The organism is Limisphaera sp. 4302-co (assembly GCF_049537155.1).
Lineage (GTDB): Bacteria > Verrucomicrobiota > Verrucomicrobiia > Limisphaerales > Limisphaeraceae > Limisphaera.
On sequence record NZ_JBMVQZ010000001.1, the window covers coordinates 79320 to 100087 of the forward strand.

General features: G+C 66.6%; 11 protein-coding genes. 4 read left to right on the forward strand and 7 right to left on the reverse strand.

The genetic code is table 11. The annotated features are described in order from the left end of the window. Positions 1 to 56: 56 nt before the first annotated feature. Both lpxB and ACPDIX_RS00265 read right to left on the reverse strand, forming a co-directional pair. Positions 57 to 1340, reverse strand: a complete 1284-nt coding sequence (gene lpxB / locus ACPDIX_RS00260; protein ID WP_423429757.1) for a lipid-A-disaccharide synthase — start codon at positions 1338 to 1340, stop codon at positions 57 to 59. A gap of 13 nt (positions 1341 to 1353) precedes the next feature. Continuing rightward, positions 1354 to 2391, reverse strand: a complete 1038-nt coding sequence (locus ACPDIX_RS00265) for a Gfo/Idh/MocA family oxidoreductase (RefSeq protein WP_423429758.1) — start codon at positions 2389 to 2391, stop codon at positions 1354 to 1356. 245 nt (positions 2392 to 2636) lie between these two features. Here ACPDIX_RS00265 and ACPDIX_RS00270 point away from each other — a divergent pair, with 245 nt between their 5' ends. After that, the gene (locus tag ACPDIX_RS00270; RefSeq protein WP_423429759.1) at positions 2637 to 4823 is read left to right on the forward strand and encodes a tetratricopeptide repeat protein; all 2187 of its coding nucleotides are present in this window, start codon (positions 2637 to 2639) and stop codon (positions 4821 to 4823) included. A gap of 147 nt (positions 4824 to 4970) precedes the next feature. Here ACPDIX_RS00270 and ACPDIX_RS00275 read toward each other — a convergent pair whose 3' ends face one another. Then, a complete protein-coding gene (locus tag ACPDIX_RS00275) occupies positions 4971 to 5873 on the reverse strand; it encodes a nucleotide excision repair endonuclease (RefSeq protein ID WP_423429760.1) in 903 nt (300 codons plus the stop codon). 333 nt (positions 5874 to 6206) lie between these two features. Here ACPDIX_RS00275 and ACPDIX_RS00280 point away from each other — a divergent pair, with 333 nt between their 5' ends. The 3 genes from ACPDIX_RS00280 to glnA all read left to right on the forward strand — a co-directional run bounded on the left by ACPDIX_RS00280 (position 6207) and on the right by glnA (position 9528). Continuing rightward, on the forward strand, positions 6207 to 6545 hold the full coding sequence (locus ACPDIX_RS00280; RefSeq protein WP_423429761.1) for a P-II family nitrogen regulator: 339 nt from the start codon (positions 6207 to 6209) through the stop codon (positions 6543 to 6545). Positions 6546 to 6627: 82 nt separating this feature from the next. Further along, the gene (locus ACPDIX_RS00285; RefSeq protein ID WP_423429762.1) at positions 6628 to 7977 is read left to right on the forward strand and encodes an ammonium transporter; all 1350 of its coding nucleotides are present in this window, start codon (positions 6628 to 6630) and stop codon (positions 7975 to 7977) included. Between the two features lie 138 nt (positions 7978 to 8115). Then, entirely contained in the window at positions 8116 to 9528 is a 1413-nt protein-coding gene (glnA, locus tag ACPDIX_RS00290; protein ID WP_423429763.1) for a type I glutamate--ammonia ligase, read from the forward strand. A gap of 98 nt (positions 9529 to 9626) precedes the next feature. Here the strand turns inward: glnA and ACPDIX_RS00295 are convergent, their stop codons facing one another. The 4 genes from ACPDIX_RS00295 to ACPDIX_RS00310 all read right to left on the reverse strand — a co-directional run bounded on the left by ACPDIX_RS00295 (position 9627) and on the right by ACPDIX_RS00310 (position 20334). Then, positions 9627 to 11537: an OPT family oligopeptide transporter gene (locus ACPDIX_RS00295; protein ID WP_423429764.1), complete on the reverse strand. Its 1911-nt coding sequence runs from the start codon at positions 11535 to 11537 to the stop codon at positions 9627 to 9629. A gap of 63 nt (positions 11538 to 11600) precedes the next feature. Beyond that, entirely contained in the window at positions 11601 to 12020 is a 420-nt protein-coding gene (locus tag ACPDIX_RS00300; protein ID WP_423429765.1) for a secondary thiamine-phosphate synthase enzyme YjbQ, read from the reverse strand. An 84-nt stretch (positions 12021 to 12104) separates the two neighbouring features. Beyond that, positions 12105 to 16832, reverse strand: coding sequence for an autotransporter-associated beta strand repeat-containing protein (locus tag ACPDIX_RS00305; RefSeq protein WP_423429766.1), 4728 nt, complete (start codon positions 16830 to 16832; stop codon positions 12105 to 12107). A gap of 136 nt (positions 16833 to 16968) precedes the next feature. Then, the gene (locus ACPDIX_RS00310; protein WP_423429767.1) at positions 16969 to 20334 is read right to left on the reverse strand and encodes a DUF4091 domain-containing protein; all 3366 of its coding nucleotides are present in this window, start codon (positions 20332 to 20334) and stop codon (positions 16969 to 16971) included. Positions 20335 to 20768 lie beyond the last annotated feature (434 nt).

The window sequence follows — 20768 nt, forward strand, 5'->3', positions numbered from 1 at the left end:
CCGAGGGCATGCCGGGCGGGCGTGAGGCCGGCACCGGCCACCCCGGTGCCGCGGGTTCAGGCAGTGGCGGTTGCCGGATCCCAGGCGCTCCCGACGGGGAGCGGCAGCTCGACCGGCAGGGCGGAGGGTTTGCGGCTCAGGCATCCGGCCAGGAGCCGGGCGGCGCGCAGGCTTGCGCCGGGCGGGCCGAGCCGTTTCCGGACCTCTGCCAGGGCCCGGTGCAATTCGTCCCTCCGGGCGGCGTTTTCCCACAGCTCCACACTCGCTGCGGCCAGGCGCCGGGGCTCGGCCTGGCCTTGTATCAACTCGGGATAAACCGGGCGGCCGAGCAGCAGGTTGGGCATGGCCAGATGGCGTACGTGAACGAGATGCCGGCCCACCCAATAGGTCGGCGGGGCGGTCCTGTAGAACACGACCGCCGGCAGGTCCGCCAGGGCGCATTCGAGGGTGATGGTGCCGGACTTGGTGAGGGCCAGGTCGGCCCATTCGAGCACCGGACGGGCGGGCCCGACGTCCACGGGGATTTCGGCGGGCCAGCCCTGCTGGCGCAGCGCCTCGGCGAGGGCACGGTCGGGAACGGCGCAACGTCCCTGGAGGCCGGGCCACTTCTGCTTCAGGATGTTCCAGGTCTCTGCCAGCAGGGGACCGTGCCGGCGGATTTCGTCGGGGCGGCTTCCCGGCAGCAGTGCCAGTCGCGGCGGGCCGGAGGTGTTTCTCCGGTGCGGTTGGGCGGGGGCCTCCGACCACCGGTCCACCAGCGGGTGTCCCACGTAGCGCACCGTCAACCGGGGCGCGTGGCGGGCGAACCATTCGGGCTCGAACGGCAGGATGCTCAGCAGCAGGTCCAGGTTTTCCTCCATGAGGTGTGCGCGGCCGGGGCGGGAGGCCCACACTTGGGGCGAGACATACTGGACGAGCACGGGCCGCCAGGGGTGAAACCAGTCGCGCCGTTTGCGCAGGTGCCGCCGGATGGCGGCGGCGAAGCGGAGGTTGAACCCGCCGGAATCGATCCCGATCACCAGGTCCGGCTGGCGTCGGCGGGCCTCGTCCTGCAAAGTCCGGAAGGCCCGGTGGTAGAGGTGCAGACGGCGCAAGACGTCGAACAATCCGATGGTGGCCCACGCGGTCGGGTCGCTGACGATCTCGACACCGGCTTCACGCATGGCGGGTCCGCCCGCGCCGAAAAACTCCGGTGGCAGGGCGGTCCGGAGGGGTTGGACATCGGGCTGCGGGGTCAGTTCGAGTTCCAGCAGGAGCTGGCGCAGGGCTCGGACGAGGTCGGCGCCCAAGCGGTCTCCGCTGGGCTCACCGGCGATCAACAGGACGGAAATGGGTCGCATGGGACGTTCTCCTTCAGACGATTGATGAGAGGCTGGTCTGGATCTGGCGCGTGATTTCCAGCGCCAGGTCCAGGGCCGCACGCCCCGTTTCACCGTCCACCAGGGGGGTGCGGCGTGCGCGTACGCAATCCACGAAGTGGCGCAGTTCCAGTTTCAGGGGTTCTTCCGGATGGATGGGGACCGGTTGGCGCACGATTTTCCGGCCGGCGAACGAGGTCACCACGGTCGTGTCCCGCCCCGCAAGTGCGAGCAAACGGGTCCAGGCCGGACTGGTGGGCTGATCGTCGGGCGCCAGCCGATAGATGAAGCCGCTCTGGGCCCGGTAATCGAGGGAGATGTAACACGGCTCGGGGCCTGCACTGAAGACGCGGATTTTGCGCATTCGTTCCGGGCTGACGCGGCTGGCGGTGAGGTTGGCCACGCAACCGTTGGCGAAACGGAGGCGGGCGTTGGCGATGTCTTCCGACGAGCTCAGAACCGGCGTACCGACGGCGTCCACAGCGACCACCGGTGCCGCGACGAAGGCCAGCACCACGTCGAGGTCATGAATCATCAGGTCGAGCACCACGCCCACGTCCGTGGACCGGGCGGGATAGGGCGAGAGCCGGTGCACTTCGATGAAGCGGGGATGGCGGGCCACACTCTGGAGGTAGCTGAACACGGGGTTGAACCGTTCCACGTGGCCGACCTGGAGCACGCAACCCTGCCGGCGGGCCAGATCCACGAGGGCTGCAGCCTGGTCGGATCGTTCGGTCATCGGTTTTTCCACCAGGACGTGGCGGCCCTGCCGGAGGCAGGTGCGGGCGATTTCGAAGTGCGTGACGGTGGGGGTCACCACGCTGAGCGCGTCGCACGCCTCCACGAGGGCTTCGAGCGTCGGGAATGCCTGCACGCCGTGTTCCCGTGCCACGGCTGCGCAGACCGAGGGGTCCAGGTCGTGGACGCCGACGAACTCCACATCGCCCGCGGCGGCCAGCTCGGCGTAAATGCGGGCATGATGGCGGCCCAGGGCGCCGGTCCCCACGACTCCGACGCGCAATTTGCGGTTCATGGCAGGTAGTTTGGCCCGAAGCGAGCCGGTGGCGCAATCAACCGGTGCACGGGGGCCTCGTTGGCGGAGCCGCCGGTTTCAAGCGCGGCCGATCCGTTTTTTTCCGAACTTGCCGGTGCCGGCGCGGCAGGGTAGTCGGTGGGCTTGTGACATCCCGTTCGTCCAGGACCCGTTCGCCGCGCGGGTGTTCGCCGGGCGATGCTGCAGGCGCGGGTGGAGCGGGGCGCCGCTTGGGATGGGCGCGCGTGGCGCTGGCGGTGGGGACGCCTTTGCTGGTGCTGGTCGTGCTGGAGGGTGTGGCACGGCTGGCGGGTTACGGTTGGCCCACGACCTATTTCGTGCGCGGGGAGTCGGAGGGAAAGGCCTGCTGGGTGGAGAACGAGCATTTCGGTCGGCGCTTTTTTCCGGCAGGTCTGCTGCGTTATCCACCGCCCACGGTCATGTCCATGGCGGCGCCCCCGGGCGGATGCCGGATTTTTCTCCTGGGTGAATCGGCGGCCATGGGGGATCCGTGTCCGGGGTTCAGCATGGGACGATACCTGGAGGTCCTTCTGCAGGCTCGTTATCCGGAGCATGCGGTGGAGGTGGTGACCGTTGCGATGACGGCCATCAACTCCCATGCCTTGTTACCGATGGCAAGGGACTGCGCGCGGCATGGCGGAGACATCTGGATCTTCTACCTTGGCAACAACGAGATGGTGGGGCCCTTCGGAGCCCTGAACGTATTCGGGCCGGCCTCACCTCCGTGGCCGATGGTCCGGTTCCGACTGGCATTGCAACGCACGGCCCTGGGGCAGGCGGCCCAGGATCTGGTGGAACGGTTGCGCGGTCGTGCGGGGCCGCCCGGCGGCTGGGCGGGCATGGAAATGTTCGCCGGGCAGCGATTGGCACCGGACGATCCGCGGCGCCTGCAGGCTTACGAGAATTTCCGCCGCAACCTGCGGGACCTGGTGGCCCTGGGGCTTCGCAGCGGGGCGCGCGTGGTGGTGGCGCCCGCGGCCGTCAACCTCCGGGATTGCCCGCCGTTTGCGTCCGTTCCGGGGCGGTTGGCGGCGGGGGGAACACTGGAGGCGTTGGACCTCTGGCTGCGCCGCGGTTGGGAGGCCGAACAGAACGGTGACGACGAGGCAGCGCTGGAGGCCTATCAGGCGGCTGTGGCCCTGGCGCCGGAACATGCCGAGGCTCACTATCGTCTGGGCTGGGTGGCCCTGCAGCTGGGCCGCACCACGCTTGCGCGGGCGTCGTTGCAGCGGGCGTGCGACCTGGACGCGCTCCCGTTCCGCGCGGATTCGCGCATTCGATCGCTTGCGCAGGAAGTTGCGGAGCCATTCCCGCGTGCGCGGGTTGGTTTCCTGGATGCCGCGGCGGTCCTGGCCGGGCGTGCGCCCGATGGTGTGCCTGGGCGGGAGAGTTTCTACGAGCACGTCCACCTTCGGCCGGGCGGGAACTACGCACTGGCGCGTGCGCTGGCGGAGGCTGTGGAACCCTGGTTGCGGGACCGTGGCTGGCAGGCGGCCGCCGGGTGGTTGTCGGAAACCGAATGCGGCGAGCGGCTGGGGCTGACGGATTGGGCGAGACTCGAGATCCTCGACAATGTTCGTCGCCGGCTGGGCCAGCCTCCCTTCACCGGGCCCGGGCACACCGCACGATTGCGCTCGCCGGTGGAGCAGGAGATGCAGGAGGTGCGGCAGCGTCTTACGGCGGCGGCTGCCGAGCAGGCGCGCCGGACACTTGAACGAGCCGTGGCGCGGCGGCCGCATGATTTCCGGGTGCGCGAGCAGCAGGCGCTGTTTCTGGAGGCAACCGGCGATGAGCAGGGCGCAGCCGGGGCGTGGTCGGCCGTGGCCCGGCTGATCCCGCATCACCACCTTGGGTGGTTTCAGCAAGGGCGGCTGCTGGCGCGTCTGGGCCGGTGGGAGGAGGCGGAGCGGTTGCTGCGGCGGGCGGTGACGATCCGGCCCGAACTGAGCGAGGGATGGCTGGAGCTGGGCCAGGTGTTGATGCAGCGGGACCGGGCAGAAGAGGCGTTGGTCTGCTTTGTGCGGGCGCGGTCTCTGTTGCCGCAAGACTGGCGGGCGGCTTATCACGAGGGCCGTGCCCTGGTGAAACTGGACCGGCTGTCGGACGCGGTGGAGGCCTTTCGGGAGGCGGTTCGTCTCAATGAACGTGCTGTGGAACCCCGGTATCGATTGGCCGAGGCCCTTGCATTTCTCGGGCACACCGCCGAGGCACGGGAACTCTTCGAGCAAGTGTTGGCGCGGGAGCCCGGGCACCTCCTGGCGCGGATCAATCTCGGCGTGGCCCTGGTGCGATTGGGTGAATGGGAGGCTGCCGCGGAGCAACTCAAGCTGGCCCACAAGCAGGCTCCCGGCAATCCGCTGGTCAGCAACTACCTGGCCCAGGTCGAGATGCACCTGCGCGGTTCGCATTGAGGTGGTCGTTCCAGCCAGCGCAGCCCGGCTCCGGCCGGGCACGGGTTCCTTGGCGGGGTTCTTTGCCGCCGGGCGGTGTCGAACCGGGCGGCTTTTGCGGTGCGGCGGCTTTTTGCGGTTGCTGGGCATGGCCGGACGACGTGCGAGTCAACGTCTGCTCCAGCGTCTGATCTGCTCGGCGGTCAGCCGGCGCAGCGCAAGGAGCTGTTCGGTTTTTGCCGCCGGGAGGCAGGGATCGGTGATGCCGAATCGCCTGCGGAGTTCGCACAGGGGCCGCGAAACATGGGAGTAGAAGGCCGCCACGGCGGCGAGGTCACGGGCACACAATGTGTGCCAGGGAGTGCCGCTTGGGGCGGCCTGTTCGCACTGCTCCCGGAGCCGGTGCACCAGTGCATCCGACTCGCCGGCCCAGTATGCTCCCAGGAGCTCCATCCACGCCGCTGCGGCGGCTTCTCCCCGGCGACCCGGTGGAAAATCAAACTCGGCCTCCGCCGGACCACTTCCCTCCCACCAACCCACCGGCCAGGCGACGTCCGGGCCGTGCAGGGTGAGCCGGAGGCAACGGACGAGGGCGCCGAACGCGCTGCGCCGACGGAACGCACCGAACCATGAGCCGGTACCTTCGGGGCGGGAACGACGGAGGAGTTTCAACCGGTGCCTGTCCCGTATCATGCCGGCAAACCATCGGCTGTTCGGATGCGTTCCGACATGGTTCCCTCGCGGCCGGTAGCGCTGGATCAGGTCGGTCTCGAGCAGGCCGGCGGCGTACAGGTCCGGGCACGCCTGCCAGTGGACTTCCCGGACCCGGGGCAACACGCGGGCCAGGGCGGGCGGGGCGTCGGCGAGTCGAAGGTTGCGATAATCGGCCAGACGCCGTCGGAGGTTGACGGTGCGTCCAATGTACAGCACGGTCACCAGACCGGCGGGGGAGGGGCCCACCAACCAGTACACACCTGGCGACCGCGGCACACAGCGGAGCCGCGCCAGACCCAGCACGGCACGCAGCGGCCTCGCCTCGGCCATCGGCCAGAATGTCAGCTGCGTTTCCACGACGATTCTGCCATTGCGCAGGTGAAGTGTCGGGCGGCTGGGGCCGTGCGACAAGGCCGGGTTGGCTGTCCGGACTTGGTCCGAGTGGATAAATCGCAACAGGAGCGATTTGCACATTAGGCCGGGGCGTGGAGGTTGGGCCTCGGTTTGCGATCGGCCAAGCCTTTGATGGAAAGGAGGTAAACCCGTTTGCGCTCGGGCTCCCGGATGGGTTGGCACCCCGGGTGCTTCAGGGGCGGCAACGGAACCGGGCCGGATCTCCTGTGGCGGGGATGGGTACCAGCGGGAACGGACCCGGCGCTCAAAAACCAAAGAACGAGGAACGCCAATGCCATGAAGAAAATCGAGGCCATTATCAAACCGTTCAAACTCGAGGATGTGAAGGAGGCGCTTGGGGAGGTGGGCATCGCCGGCATGACCGTGACCGAGGTCAAGGGGTTCGGCCGCCAGCGGGGCCACACCGAGATCTACCGGGGCAGCGAGTACACCGTGGATTTTCTCCCCAAGATCAAGATCGAAGTGGTGGTGACGGAGGCGCAGTTGGACGCCGCGGTGCAGGCGATTCTCAAGGCGGCGCGCACCGGGAAGATCGGCGACGGCAAGATCTTCGTCGTGCCGGTGGAACAAGCCATCCGGATTCGAACCGAGGAACGGGACGAGGCGGCCGTTTAATACAGGCATGAGGGGCTGTCGAGGCTTGGAAGGTTGAACCTTGGGAACAAACGAGTCTGAACGAACAACGAGTTTTCGGCATATGAAGAAGCTGTTGCGACGATTGGGTGGGGGACTGGCCGCATGCGGGCTGTTTGCCGTGCCGTGGTCGGCCTGGGCCGAGGAGGCGGCCAAACCGGAGCTGTCTGCCGGTGACACGGCCTGGATGCTCACGGCCACGGCCCTGGTGTTGTTCATGACCCTGCCGGGCCTGGCGCTGTTTTACGGGGGTCTGGTGCGGGCCAGGAACGTCTTGACCGTGCTGGTGCAGTGTTTCGCCCTGGCCAGCATCATCACGGTGCTGTGGGTGGTGTATGGTTACAGCCTGGCGTTTGACACCACCGGCATGAGCGCCGGGACGACCAATCTGCACTCCTTCATCGGGGGGTTGGGCAAGTGCTTCCTCCGGGGTGTGGGTCTGGACAGTCTCACCGGGACGATTCCGGAGACGGTTTTTGCGACGTTCCAGCTCACGTTCGCGATCATCACGCCGGCGCTGATCGTGGGGGCCTTTGCCGAGCGCATGAAATTCAGTGCGATGCTCATTTTCACGCTGACATGGTTCACGCTCTGCTATTTGCCGATCTGCCACATGGCCTGGTCGGGCGACGGGGCGTTGTTCTGGGACTGGGGCGTGCTGGATTTTGCGGGCGGCACGGTGGTGCACATCAATGCCGGGATTGCCGGTCTGGTGGCCTGCCTCATGGTGGGGAAGCGGATGGGCTTCGGCAAGGAGCCGCTGCCGCCGCACAATGTGCCGATGACCGTGATGGGTGCGGCCATGCTGTGGGTGGGCTGGTTTGGATTCAACGCCGGCAGCGCGCTGGCGGCCAACAACACCGCGGGCATGGCCATGCTGGTGACCCAGGTGGCCACCGGCACGGCTGCCGCCACGTGGATGTTCCTGGAGTGGATCCGCAGCGGCAAGCCGACCGCGGTGGGTTTGGCCACGGGTGCGGTGGCCGGTCTGGTGGCCATCACGCCTGCCAGCGGCACGGCCGGTCCGATCGGTGCGCTCATCATCGGTTTGGTGGCCGGCACGGGCTGTTACTTCGCCGCAACCAGTGTGAAGCGGACTTTCGGTTACGATGACAGCCTCGACGTGTTCGGCGTGCACGGTGTGGGCGGGATCATCGGCGCCCTGCTCACCGGCGTGTGCGCCAGCAGTGCCCTGGGCGGGGCCGGCCTGGCCGAGGGCGTGAGTGTGCCCGGGCAGGTCTTCACGCAGCTCAAGAGCGTGCTGGTGACCATTGCCTGGAGCGCGGCGGTGTCGGTCGTGGCGCTTCTGCTGGCCCGGGCCATCGTGGGCCTGCGGGTGGCGCCGGAGGTGGAGCACTCGGGTCTGGACCTGGCCGAGCACGGCGAGGAGGGATATCCATCGGTTCGCGCCTGAGCGGCGGACCGGAAAACCACTGGACAAGGGGTTTCTCCCCGCCCAGTCTGCTGCCCGCCGGAGTGAGGCGGGCGGCAGACGCGGGGAGCGCAAACAACAACGAAACGTGCAGACAACGATCAACGACAACAGGAAGTCATGAGCACACCCAAACAAGTGATGGAAATGGCCCGGAAAGCCGGGGCCAAGATGGTGGACATCAAGTTCGTGGACACGTTCGGGACCTGGCAGCACTTCACCTGCCCGATCGAGGAGCTGAGCGAGGAGGTCTTCACCGAAGGTCTCGGGTTCGACGGCTCCAGCATTCGCGGGTGGAAGAGCATCGAGGCCAGCGACATGCTGGCGCTGCCCGATCCGGCCACGGCGTTCATTGATCCGTTCAACGCCGTGCCGACGCTGTCCCTGACGTGCACGATTCACGAGACCGGCACGCGGGAGCCGTACGTGCGGGATCCGCGCGGCATTGCCCAGCGGGCCGAGCGGTACTTGGAGGCCACGGGCATCGGCGACACGGCCTATTTCGGTCCCGAGGCGGAGTTCTTCATCTTCGACAACGTACAGTACGACAGCCGTGCCAACGGCTGCTTCTACACGGTCGAATCCATCGAGGGCATCTGGAACACCGGCCGGGAGGAACATCCCAACCTTGGGTACAAGATCCGGCACAAGGAAGGGTATTTCCCCGTGCCCCCGGCGGACACGCAGCAGGACATCCGCAACGAGATGACCCTGATGATGATCCAGCTCGGCGTGCAGGTGGAGCGGCAACATCACGAGGTGGCCACCGCCGGCCAGGCCGAGATTGACTACCGGTTCGGCACGCTGGTGCGGACCGCCGATGCCATGATGGTCTACAAGTACGTGGTGAAGAACGTGGCCCGCAAACATGGCAAGACCGCCACCTTCATGCCCAAGCCGTTGTTCGGTGACAACGGCAGCGGGATGCACACCCACATCAGCTTGTGGAAGAAGGGCAAACCCCTGTTCGCCGGCAACGAGTACGCCGGGCTGAGCGAGACGGCCCTCTACTTCATCGGCGGACTGCTCAAGCATGCCCGGGCCCTGTGCGCAATCTGCAACCCGACCACCAACAGCTACAAACGCCTGGTCCCGGGTTACGAGGCGCCGGTGAACCTGGCTTACAGCGCCCGGAATCGTTCAGCGGCGGTGCGCATCCCGACCTACAGCCAGAACCCCAAGGCCCGCCGCCTGGAATACCGTCCGCCCGATCCGTCGGCGAATCCGTACCTGGCCTTCGCGGCACTGCTGATGGCCGGTCTGGACGGCATCCAGAACAAGATCCATCCGGGCGAACCGCTGGACAAAAACATCTATGAACTGCCGCCGGAGGAGTTGAAGCGGGTCCCGCAGGTGGCCGGCAGCCTCCTGGAAGCGGTGGAGTGCCTGGAGCAGGACCACGAGTTCCTGCTCAAGGGCGACGTGTTCAGCCGCGAGTTCCTGGAGATGTGGGCTGCGGCCAAGCGGAAGGAACACGACGCCATCCGGCTCCGGCCGCATCCGTACGAATTCTTCCTCTACTACGACGTCTGAGACGGGTGTGCTCCGTTGTCGTGGAGGAGTGACACAACGGCGCGGGCCCCGGCCCGCGCCGTTCCTTTTTCCGGGCAGCCGGTTGGTATCCGACCCGATCAGCGGGCCAGGACGAAATTCTCCACCAGGATCACTGCGATGCCCATGAGCGCGCCACCGGCGATGACGCCGCCGCAGATGGGTTCCTGGTTTTGGACCAGCAACCGATGCGCCGGATGATCCGGACGGTGGACAACCCGCCCTGCCAGCCAGAAGAAGAACGAGCCCAGAAACATGGTCAGACAGGTGTTAAACGGAATCACCGTGGCCAGTCCCAAACCGACCGGGGACAGTACGAACCGACCGCGGGTGGCGATGCGGACGCCCTCGAGCACGATCCCCAGCACCGCGCCCGCCAGCGCCGCCCACCGGGCCGAGACCGGCAACTGATCCAGCCCCTGGGTCAACGCCTCGGCAACGGCCTTCCAAATCGTGGCCGCCGGCATGGGATACTGTTCCTGGACCAGCTCGGACGGCCCACCCCGGAGAAAGACGGCGTAAAAAACCGGTACCGAGACCAGTGCACCCGCCAGAATCCCCAGGACGTGGCCGATGGCCTGCTGGCGGGGTTTGGCCCCGAGCATGTAGCCCGGTTTGATGTCCATGAGCAGGTTCGAGGCGTTGCTGGCCACTTCGGCGGTGATCCCGGCGGTCATGAGGTTGCTTTTGATGTTGCCGGGGTCCAGCAGTCCGTAGGTCAGCTGGGTCAGTTTGCCCATCGCGCCGGTGGGTGTGATGGAGGTCAGGGCGGTGGAATGCACGGCGATCAGGGTGAAAACGAAGACCAACGGAATGGCCAGCGCGCCCAACCACCATTTCACTCCGAAAAATGCGTGCCCGATCCATACCACTGCGAAGCCCACGATCGGGATGCCCGCGGCGAACACCCACATCGGCAGCTCGATGTGGGCCAGCACATCGTTTCCCGTCGGCCGGCGGCGGAACATGCCGCGGAAGGCACTGACCAGAATCTGCGGTTTGGAGAAGAAGGCCAGCAACGACGCGGTGGTCATCATGGCCACGCCGCCCCACAAGGCCCAGGCGGTGATGGTGCGGAAGCCGTAGTGCAGGACGCCGTCGGTGCCTGCCGTGCCCTGGATGATGCCGGCCTGAATGGCCCAGGGCACGAGGATCAGGTAGTTGACAACCGCGCCCACCAGGAGGGACACGCCCACACGAATGCCCATCAGGCCACCGGCGGCCATCATCACGAAGTCGGTGTCGAGCCGAACCGTCAGCTCGCGCAGGTCCACGCCGCGCACCTGCAAGGCGCCCCAGCGTTCGTGGATCCATTCGTCGAGGTACTCGGGGATGGTGAGCCGGGCCAGGTCCAGTTTCTCCATGATCGGCTGGCTCTGCATCAGTTTGGCCAGTGCGGAGAGCGCGCCGGCCCCCACCAACACGCGCGCCTTGAACAATCCTTCGCGGGCTCCGCTGCTGTGGAGGGCGTCCATCACGATGCCCGCGGCACGGCCTTCCGGGAAGGGATGCTGTTCGTCGTTGATGAACCGGCGTTTGAGAGGGAAGGCAAACAGCACACCCAGCACCGAGACGGCCACCATCCATGCCACCGTCACCGGCATGGGGATCACCTCCCCGGTCACCATCATGTAGGCGGCCAGACTCGAGATCAGCGGCGCGGTCATGTAACCGGCGGCCGTGGCGATGGATTGCATGCAGTTGTTTTCGAGGATGGTGAACTCGCTGGTGAGACGGAGTTTGGCCAGCGCCTTGAACAGCGCGAAGGCCAGGATGACCGAGGTGATCCCCACGCCGAGCGTCCAGCCGGTCTTGGCCCCCACGTAGAGGTTGGTGAGCGACAGCATGCCACCCAGGAACATGCCGGTCAGCGCCGAGCGCCACGTCAGCTGGGGCATGTCGCCCCGCCAGACGTTTTCCAGCCACCAGCGGTCCTTCTGTTCCAGCGTCCAGGTGCGGATCTGTTCGGGGGTCAGTTGGGGGATGGCCATGATGACCTCGTTTCCAGGGGTGAGACGGGGGTGCGGTGCGAACCGGCGGAGGGTTGCCCGGGTTTATTCGCCGATGATCTTGACCAACACGCGTTTCCGCCGGCGGCCGTCGAATTCCCCGTAGAAGATCTGTTCCCACGGGCCGAGGTCGAGCCGTCCCTTGGTGATGGCCACCACCACTTCACGGCCCATGACCTGGCGTTTCAGATGCGCGTCCGCATTGTCTTCGCCGGTGCGGTTGTGGCGGTACTGACCGATCGGTTCGTGAGGTGCCAGTTTTTCGAGCCAGTCATCGAAATCCTGCAGGAGCCCTTCCTCCGCATCGTTGATGAACACGCTGGCGGTGATGTGCATGGCGTTGACCAGGCAGAGCCCCTCCTGCACGCCGCTTTTACGGACGAGGTCCTCGACCGTGTCGGTGATGTTGACGAATCCGCGCCGTCGCGGCAGTTCGAACCACAGGTACTCGGTCAGACTTTTCACGGCCGTCGTTATGCCATGCAACGCCCACCGGAGCAATGCGGTCCATTCATGAGCTCGGCCGGCGTGAGGGGATGCCGTGTGCCATCACCGCATCAGCACCCGGAAATAGGTTTCTGGTGTGGCAGGATCAAATGGCTGACTCCAGTCGAAGTGGCCGTTGGAATCGAACCGGTTCGTGGCCACGGGCGTCCATTCCGTCAGGGGAACGGCCAGGTTGGTGGTGGAGAGGATCACGTATGTTGCCGAAGGGACGCCGCCCTCGCCGGCGAGGGTGAGGGTCCCTGCGTTCACCTGCAGGGCGGTGAATCGCGGTGGGGAGAAAGGGCTGACGACAAGGCGGACCTCGCCCGAACCGGTTTCCACGGCGTACTGGTAGCCGCGCGTGGGGTCGAGGATCTCCAAACCGCTGTCGTGGTACGGCCGTGCGGGATTGTATCGCACCAGGATGTAGGTCCCGGGGCCGAACCCGGGTCCGGCCACGATGTGCAACCGGCCCGCCAGGGTGAACGAACCCTCCACCATGATCTGGTCGCTTGCGGTGCCGAGGTCCCACTCGAGCTCGCTGAACTCGTTCAGTTCGAGGTCGCCGAGGAAAGTCAACGTGCCCGGTCCGCCGTCGCCGGGAGCGAGTCGCCCATGGTCTTCGATGGTGACCGGACCGGCGAGAGTTCCCGTGCCGCCCAAGGTGGCGCCGCTCTGGACTTGGACGGGGCCGGTGCCGGTGCCGCTGCCGGTGGTGTTGTTTACGAGGAGGGTGCCGGCTTCGACGGTGATGCCGCCGGTGAAGGTGCTGGCGCCGCGTAGGGTCAATCGTCCGGAACCCACCTTGCGCACCAGCACGCGGCTACCGGGCACGGCGCTGTTGCTGCTGATGTTGCCGCTGAAGGTCGTGTGGGTGTCGTCACCGCCGATGATGTAGAGGGTGTCGCCGCTGCCGGCGTTGGACTGGGGGCCTTCCAGGGCGCCGGAGCCGGTGACCGCGCCCAGCCGGATGGTGTTGCCGGCGTTGCGCGGGCGGAGGGAGCCGTCCACGCGGAAGGTGGAGGCGAGCGACCCGAAGGTGTTCCCGCTGCTGGCTGCGGCGAACCGGAGGGTGGCGCCGGGGAGAACATGGATCGTGCCGGTGAAGAGATCGAATTGGGTCGAATCCGTGCCGCCGAAACTGACGCCGCCGGTGATGCGCAGCACGCTGTTGGTGTCGCCGGACACGACGGGTCCGAGGATCTGATTGAACAGCCCGGGCGAGTACAGCGTGCCGCTGTGGCCTGCCGGCACGGTGATCGTTCCCGGGAACAGGTACTGGACCGTCGTGGGCGGCATCCGGAAGGTGCCGGCGCCGCTCAGGACGAGTGGCCCCTGGCCGAGGGTGGTGCCCGCGGCGGCCAGGTCGAGCGTGCCGCCGGCCACGTGGACGGTGCCCTGAAAGGCGGCGTTGGTGGTGAGGATGTGAAGCGCGGCCGGGCCCGACTTGGTGAGGGTTCCGACGCCGACCAGCGACCCGGGTCCGCTGAAGGTGCGGTCCGTTGAGATGTCCACTAGCACAGAAGCGGCGTTGATGGCGGTGGCGAGCTGGAGTTCCGGGGCGGTCCCGCTGCTGTCGTCCACGACAACGGTGTCCAGTGGGTAAAACCGGTCCGGTTGCCCATCATTCCACCAGTTACTCGTTGCGAGGTCCCACACGTTGTTTGTGAAGCCGCGCCAGATAAGGGTGGCGGGGTTGCCTTCCACGACGAGCCGGACGTAGCACTGGCCGTTGCCGGCCGGCGGACGCTGGAGCAGAAATCTTTGTCGGGTGCCGCCCGGCAGGTTGTGGGTGAAGACGGCGCCGCTGGCTGCGGAGTTGTCGCCGCCCTCGATCAAGCTGTAGGTGCCTGCTTCCAAGCGGCCATCCACCAGCCGGAACCGGTAGGTTTGCAGGCTGTTCATGGTAAGAAGGCCGCCTTGCAGATGGATCCGGTCGCCTGGCGCGTCCGGGGAGGGGCCCAGGTCGAACTCCAGAGTGGGGGACTGAAGGGTCAAACCGCCTGCGAGGGTCAGGGTTCCCACGGCGGATCCGCCCGGCTCGATTCTGCCACCCGGGAGGACAGTCACCGGGCCTTCGATGACGCCCGTTCCGGCGAGGGTGGCGTTGTTGGAGACGATCACGGGAGCGGGGCCGTGCCGGCCGTCCACGCGCAACGTGCCCGCACCGATGCGCGTACCTCCGGTGTGGAGGTTCGTGCCGGTCAGGACCAGTTCGCTGTCCCCCAGTTTGACAAGGGTGGTAGCGGCGGCGCCGTCGCGGAGGGTGCCTTCGAACGTGCTGCTGCCGCGTTGGCCGACGAGGTAGGTCGTGGGGTTGGCAGACACCGATGCGCCGCCGAGCGAGCTGGCGGGGCCGCCCCAGAGGGCACCGAGCGTGATGGTGCCGCCGTCGCGGGTAATCATGGCCCCTGCCGGACCCAGATCGAATCCAGCCGTGCTGCTGCCGGTTCCGCCCTGCCAGCGGAACCACCCGGGGCCGGTCAGCGTGATGACCCCGGTGTAACCGGACAGGTCCATGCCGCTGCGGGCGGAGAAGGTGCCTCCGGCAGCCACATTCACGTACAGGGCGGCCGGGCCGGTTAGTGGTGCGCCCCAGGCCTGGTTGGCGTTTCCCGAGCCGGGTACGTGCAGGGTGCCGGGGGCCCGCACTTCGAGGGGTTGGTTGTACACGGCCGGACCACCGGGCGCGGCCAGCAGGAGGTCGCCGCCTTCCATCTGGATGGGGCCGGTTCCAGCGCCCGCCGTGCTGTTGCTCAGGACGAGGAGGCCGCCGGCCAGGAGGGTGCCGCCGGTGTAGGAGTTGGTTGTCGCAAGGACGAGTTCGCCCGGGCCGCGTTTGACCAGGCTCATCGTGCCCTGGAGTGAGCCCGGGCCCGTGAACGTGTAGTTCTGCGAGGCGTTGATCTCGACCGATCCGGGACGGAGAGCCTCCACGAGTGTCACCGGTGGTTGGTTCGAACCCGAGTCGTCGAACCGGACATGGTCACCGTCCTGAAATGCGGTGGGGCTGGTGCTGTCGCGGAAGTTGGGTGTTTCGGTGTCCCAGAGGTTGCGCACGCCGTCGCCCTGCCACCGGAGGTCGCGCGGCACGCGGGCAGCGCTGATGAGGATGGCGAATGTCTGGGTCCAGGTGCTGCCATCGCCGTCGGTGACCGTGAAATCGAATCGTGCCCGTCCGGTGTAACCGGGATGGGGCGAGAAAACCGCGGTGGATCCGTCCGGCAGGAGCTGGACGGAACCTCCGATCACCTGGCCGAACTGGAAGCGTACGGGCGGGGTGGAAAAGCCGAGCGTGTAACGACGCAGGTCCACCTGCAGGGAAGTGGGGTTGTCCGATGTGCTGCGCGGAATGATGGCGTGCGGGATGGCTTTGAAATGGAGGTACTCTTCCAATCTTGTGTAGCCGGCCGGTGTGCCGGGCGGGAAAAAGGTGGGCTCCACCAGTACGCCGCCGTTGGATGGCAGGGGAATGTTGGGATCCGGCAGATCGGGGTTCCAGCCCAGGGTCAGTTCCCAGTCATCCGGCATGCCGTCGCGGTCGGTGTCGGGGTGCGGTGGAGCGGAGTTGAGCCGGCCCCGGCCGTTGTTGCCGGCCCCGGTCTGGCTTTCGTGGCTGACGTGCATGCGGCGCCACGAAAGGAGGTTCTCGATCAGGATGGTGTCCACCTCGTCACGCAGGGGGATGCCGGCCCGGGCGTCGAGCCGCAGTGCGCCGGCCTGGGAGACGATTTTTTTCCAGGCGGTCAGGGGCGGATCCACCGCCACGGGTACCTGGGACCCGGCAACCGCGATCCGGGACGGGGACGCCCGGTAATTGCCGGAGGCGATGGCGAAGCCGCGGTCGGTGCCGTCGAGCACGGTGTTTCCGTTGTTGTCGAAAAGGTTGTTTGAGACATGGAGGGTGAAGTTGTGGTTGCCGTTGCGGTCGAGACTCGCCTTTTCCAGCGCCACGCTGCGGAGATTGCCGGGCGGGCAGATGAAGTAATTGCCGATCACGTTGGCCTTCCAGTCCGCAGGGGTGGACGAGTCACCCATGATGAAGCCGATGTCCCAGTCGTAGGTCACGTTGTTGATCCAGTCCAGGAGGCCGTCGGGTCGTGCCTTGGGATTGCGCGTGTGGTTGTGGGCCCAGAGTGTATGGTGCGTGGTCACGCGGTTGAGATCCCAGAGGCCGCCGGCCGAATGACTTTCCAACCCCCATGCATTGAGGGACCATTGGAAGGTGACGAGGTCGGGTCGCGGGTTTTGTGAAAAGCTGGAGATGTTTTCGTCCGTTGAAAACATCACGCTGAGATGGTCCAGCATGATGTTGGTTACGCCGTTGCCCAGGTCAATGCAATCGCCGCCTGCCTCGCGCTGGCCGTAGCGGAAGCGCACGTGCCGGATGACGATGTCGCTCCCGTTGATCATGAGCGGGCCGAATTCGAATCCGATCCCGTCGCCGGGAGCCGTCTGGCCGGCGATGGTGATGCGGGATTTGTTCAGGTTGAACTTGTTGATGCGTATGTAGCCGCTGACGCCGAACACGATGGTCCGGCCGGCGGGCGGTGCGGTGGCCACGGCGTCGGCGAACGAACCGGGGCCGCTGCTGTTCAGATTGGTCACGTAATACACGTCGCCGCCCCGGCCGCCGCGCGCGTAGGCTCCGAATCCCTCCGCGCCGGGGAAGGCGGGGATCTGTGCCTGAAGATGCGGTGTCCCGGCCACTGCCGCGAGCCAGGCCGCCAGATACATGCGGATGCACCTCGGAGTTCTGAACGGCGCGCCGGGAGAGAAATGCTTCTTCATGGTTTGCGCGGGCGACCGATGCTCCGGACGATGGCACCCGGGCAGGTTTCCGTGACGGGCGTGGGACAGAGGGGTTCCTGGCGCGGCTGTTGGTTGGGGGGCTCTGCCTCCTCTTTCCATCTTCACCGGCCGGAGGTTAGGAGGGGGTCGTTCCCGGCTCAAGTGGAACGGTTTGCGAGCCGGCCGATCGGGCCGGCCGTGCCCTCGGATGGGGATGGGACGATTTGTCGCCTTGCTCGTCACGAAGAGTCGGTCGCCGGGGAGAGTTCTCGAGCGAGCGGGAAGGTCCGGGGCGGATTGGTGGGGAGTCGGTCACATGTCGCGCGTGTCGCGATCTGCCGGTGCCGTTGAGCGAGCGCAGTTGTTCCAGCATGCGTGCGATGCGGTGGCGGTGCTCGAGCAGGAGTCGCGGATCGGTGGTGAACCGGGTGAGATCGCTGGAGATTTCGGCGGGCACCTCCAGCAGGGCGCGGGCTTCTCGGAGCAATTCGTCGTGGGGTTCCGGCTGGCGACCGGAAGTCAGCCGTTCGAGTTCGGCGCGCAACAGCCAGAAGTATTCGTAGTCTTCCATGCCGTCGCGCAGGTTTTGCCAGCGCAGGGAGTTGATGGGTCCATCCAAACAAGGTTGGCGGGCCGCGTGGGGATCGTGCCGGGGCGGGTAGAGGAGCCGGCCGTCGCCATTGCCCCAGGGTTGGCGAACCCCTCTAGGTGTGCCGTAGCCGCTGACCCACGACATCGGGTCTTCCCAGGGGTTCTGCAGCGAATCGGGGTAGGCGGTGGGGCTTGTCCAGTACGTGGTGGACCAGATGAGGATTCCGTCCACGCCGTATTGCCACGCCTGCCAGGGCCACAATCGGAGCTCGACACCCGGGTGATCGATGAACGGGGTGATGTAGGGAGCCTTCGGGACGGTGCAGATGTACCACCAGACTTCTTCCCCGGCGGCTTTTCGTTCGGCGATGGATTTCCGGCTCCAGTTCGGTGTCAACGCGCACCAGATGTCCACGTGTCCGAGCAGTTCCGGCTCCGGCTGTTCGGTCAGCAGGCGTTTGAGGTCGGGCGCCGCTGCGTGAATTCTCTTCTGTCCTTCCACAACGAACGCGTAGTCCTTGGGATCGGGTTCGTCGAACCAGTAGGTGTAGGCCAGGGGCAGCCAACCGCGGCGGCGCAGATGCGCGGCGACCTGGCCGAGGTAGTCTTGAAACAATCGTGCGTGTTCGGGTGTTCCGGCCTCATGGCCGTCCAGCCGGCCGATCTGCCGGCCGTAGAAAGTGCCGCCGCCCATGCCCTGCAGGGGCAGGCGAAAGCTGTTGAACCGGACACCGCGCGGGCTCGGTCCGGGTACGGTCGTGTCGGGTGGCTTTTCCTGTCCGTCCGCGGATGGAGCATTCGTTTCTCCCGGTGCCGGCCGGGCCAGCCAGCACTCGGCCCAGCGATCGAACTCATCGAAGTCCACCTCGGCGCGCCTCTGATCGGGCGGCCCTGCAAACCTCACCCGAATCGGCGCGTAGTCGAAAAAGCTGTAGGGGCTGATCCGATGTTCCGCGAAATTGCGCAGGTAGCTGCCGTAAACCGCGATCTTGTCCTCGGGCCGTTCCAGTTGGTGGTACTGCTCGATCAGGCTGCGATTCAGTCCCATGGCGCTCCTCAGGTGGCTGACGGGGGGCAGCTCGAAATCATAGATCTCGATCCGGAGCGGGACGTGGAGCTCGTGCTTTGCGGACGCGGTCTGCATCTCAAGCTCGATGCGGCCCTCGTACACGCCGGGCAGACCCTCCGGCGGCATGTAAAACTCGATCCAGAGCGGCTGGTTGAGTCCGGGGCGGAGTTCCAGGGGCAACCGGAGCGGCGGCAGTGGATCGGGGTGGAGTCCGGGCGCACCTGTGGTGTCGCTGGGGATGTCCACCGGCACATAGGCCACTTCGAAAAGTTCGGTCTGGAGTTTCGGGACCGCGCCGGCGGGTGTGGAGGTCCACCGGATCCGGCCCGAGGCCAGTCTGGCGGGCGCGTGCGGTCGCAGTACCAATTGAACGGCCTCGAATTCCCGGCGTGCCAATCGGACTGTCACCGGCCGGGACGCGATGAGCGCAGGAGGCGGAGGCAATTGGCGGGAGATCTTCCAGCCGCTTTCGCACCACCACAGGTCCAGTGGTGCATCGCAGGGGAGTGGATAACCGGGCCGGGGATCCTCCAGCGGCGGCACGTGCAACAGGGTTCGTAGCTCGAGCAGGGTTCTGCCGGTTTGGTTGGTGGCGGAGATGCACAGGGGAAACCGGCCCGGCTCGGGCCACTCGATGGTCCAGGATGCCGTGACCGCCCGCCCGGGGGGCGGATCGGTTTCGGTTGCGGCTTCCGGGTGGACACGCGAACCGTCGCACGTGACTGCGATGCCGATCGGCAGGGGCCGGTCCGTGTCGTTACGGAGCCGGAGGTACAGGCGGGTTCGACCCCTGCCGGGCGCCGGTTCAAGGCTGAGCGATTCCAGGTCCAGCACCGGGGATGAGCGAAGGACCGAGTAGAAATGTGTGCGACCGTGCCGGGGAACGGCAGCCGGTGCATCGAGGCGTGCCTCGTAGTCGCAGCGGTTGACCTGCAGCTCCGAGCCGGGATCCGGTGTCCGAAGCCGAATCCAGATCGTGCGCGCAGGGAAAAGGGCAGGGGGCAACGGCCCGCGGTAAAGATTCCGGTCCCCGTCCAGCTTGGCCACCGGTATCCAGCGACCGGGCCGGGACGCAGCCTCCACGTGCAGAGGACCGGCGACGTGGTAGTTCACGAACACCAACAGTTGCGCCTCCCGTTGAGTGCCTTGCGGGACTTCGAAGCGGTAGATGACTTCCGCTCCCCCTGTGAACACCCAGCGATCCGTGTTAAACCGCGCCGTTGCCCGCATCAGCGGGCGGTGGTAATTGGCCCCTTCCCATGCGTAAACGGGGCGGAAACGGTACCACTCACCCCGCAAACTCTCGCCTTCGCCGAGCGAGGGATCTGAATGGGGGTCCGTTCCGGCGATGCGTGCGGGCATCAGGTTGACCTGATCGAACTCGAGCGTTCCGTTCACGTTCCACTGCCCGAGCCGGACGTAATCCGTGCGGACGTCGTCCGGCTGGCGGAACACAAACCGGAACTCCGCCCATCCTTCACCCACCCGGAAATCGCGGTGGATCCGGCTCGTGCCGACGAACGCCACACCGCCGGTGGTTCCGGTGGTCCGACGCGCGCGGAAGGTGATTTCGTACAGTCCGCCCGGGACCAGTTCGATGGGATCCGACCTCCACCACCCGCTGTCCCGACCCGTTCCGGTAAGGGCCAGGACACCGGGCGGATCACCTTCTGACCGCCACTGTCCGCTGCCGGCTCCCAAGTGCCAGTGGACGGGCCGATCCCCGCCGATCGTCAGGGCCGGATCCGGCAGGAGCTCCTGGCCGAAGAGGGTGACCGTGCCGCCCCCTGCTGCGCCGAGGGCCAGCATCCCGATCAGAAAGGTCCCGAACGCCCGCGCCATCTCCCGGCGAGAATGAGCATGAGAAACGATGCCAGCAAGCGGGACTTGAAACACCCAGCGGTGCCCCACGAGCGTTTCGAACGGCGTTTGATCTGCCTGGAGCCGTAGGAACCGGGCGCTTGGGCCGGAGGTAACGATCGGGCCTGAGCCGGACTTTCGTTGCCGGCTCACAGGCCTTGCGCCGGGCCGGCTGCGGCCGGCCATTCGAGGGGGTTGAACAGCGCCGGGTACGGCCTGTCTGAACAAAAGCTTCTCTCGTTGCATGGGGGCGCCGGAAGGGCCGCGGTTCGGCATTTGCGACCGACCGACCTGCCGGGCCGGGCCCGGGCTGTCCGGAATGGTTTTCATGGTCTCGGGGATGCGATTTGCCAGGGCGGGGTTTCGGCCGGAATGCCGCAGGCTAAGTTGAGGCCCGGCTCACAAGGTGACGGGAC

Bases quoted from the DNA above. Each gene is read 5' to 3' on its own strand.
- ACPDIX_RS00265 (WP_423429758.1), bottom strand. From the start codon at position 2,391: ATGAACCGCAAATTGCGCGTCGGAGTCGTGGGGACCGGCGCCCTGGGC.
- ACPDIX_RS00285 (WP_423429762.1), top strand. From the start codon at position 6,628: ATGAAGAAGCTGTTGCGACGATTGGGTGGGGGACTGGCCGCATGCGGG.
- ACPDIX_RS00310 (WP_423429767.1), bottom strand. From the start codon at position 20,334: ATGGCGCGGGCGTTCGGGACCTTTCTGATCGGGATGCTGGCCCTCGGC.
- ACPDIX_RS00305 (WP_423429766.1), bottom strand. From the start codon at position 16,832: ATGAAGAAGCATTTCTCTCCCGGCGCGCCGTTCAGAACTCCGAGGTGC.
- lpxB (WP_423429757.1), bottom strand. From the start codon at position 1,340: ATGCGACCCATTTCCGTCCTGTTGATCGCCGGTGAGCCCAGCGGAGAC.
- ACPDIX_RS00280 (WP_423429761.1), top strand. From the start codon at position 6,207: ATGAAGAAAATCGAGGCCATTATCAAACCGTTCAAACTCGAGGATGTG.
- glnA (WP_423429763.1), top strand. From the start codon at position 8,116: ATGAGCACACCCAAACAAGTGATGGAAATGGCCCGGAAAGCCGGGGCC.
- ACPDIX_RS00295 (WP_423429764.1), bottom strand. From the start codon at position 11,537: ATGGCCATCCCCCAACTGACCCCCGAACAGATCCGCACCTGGACGCTG.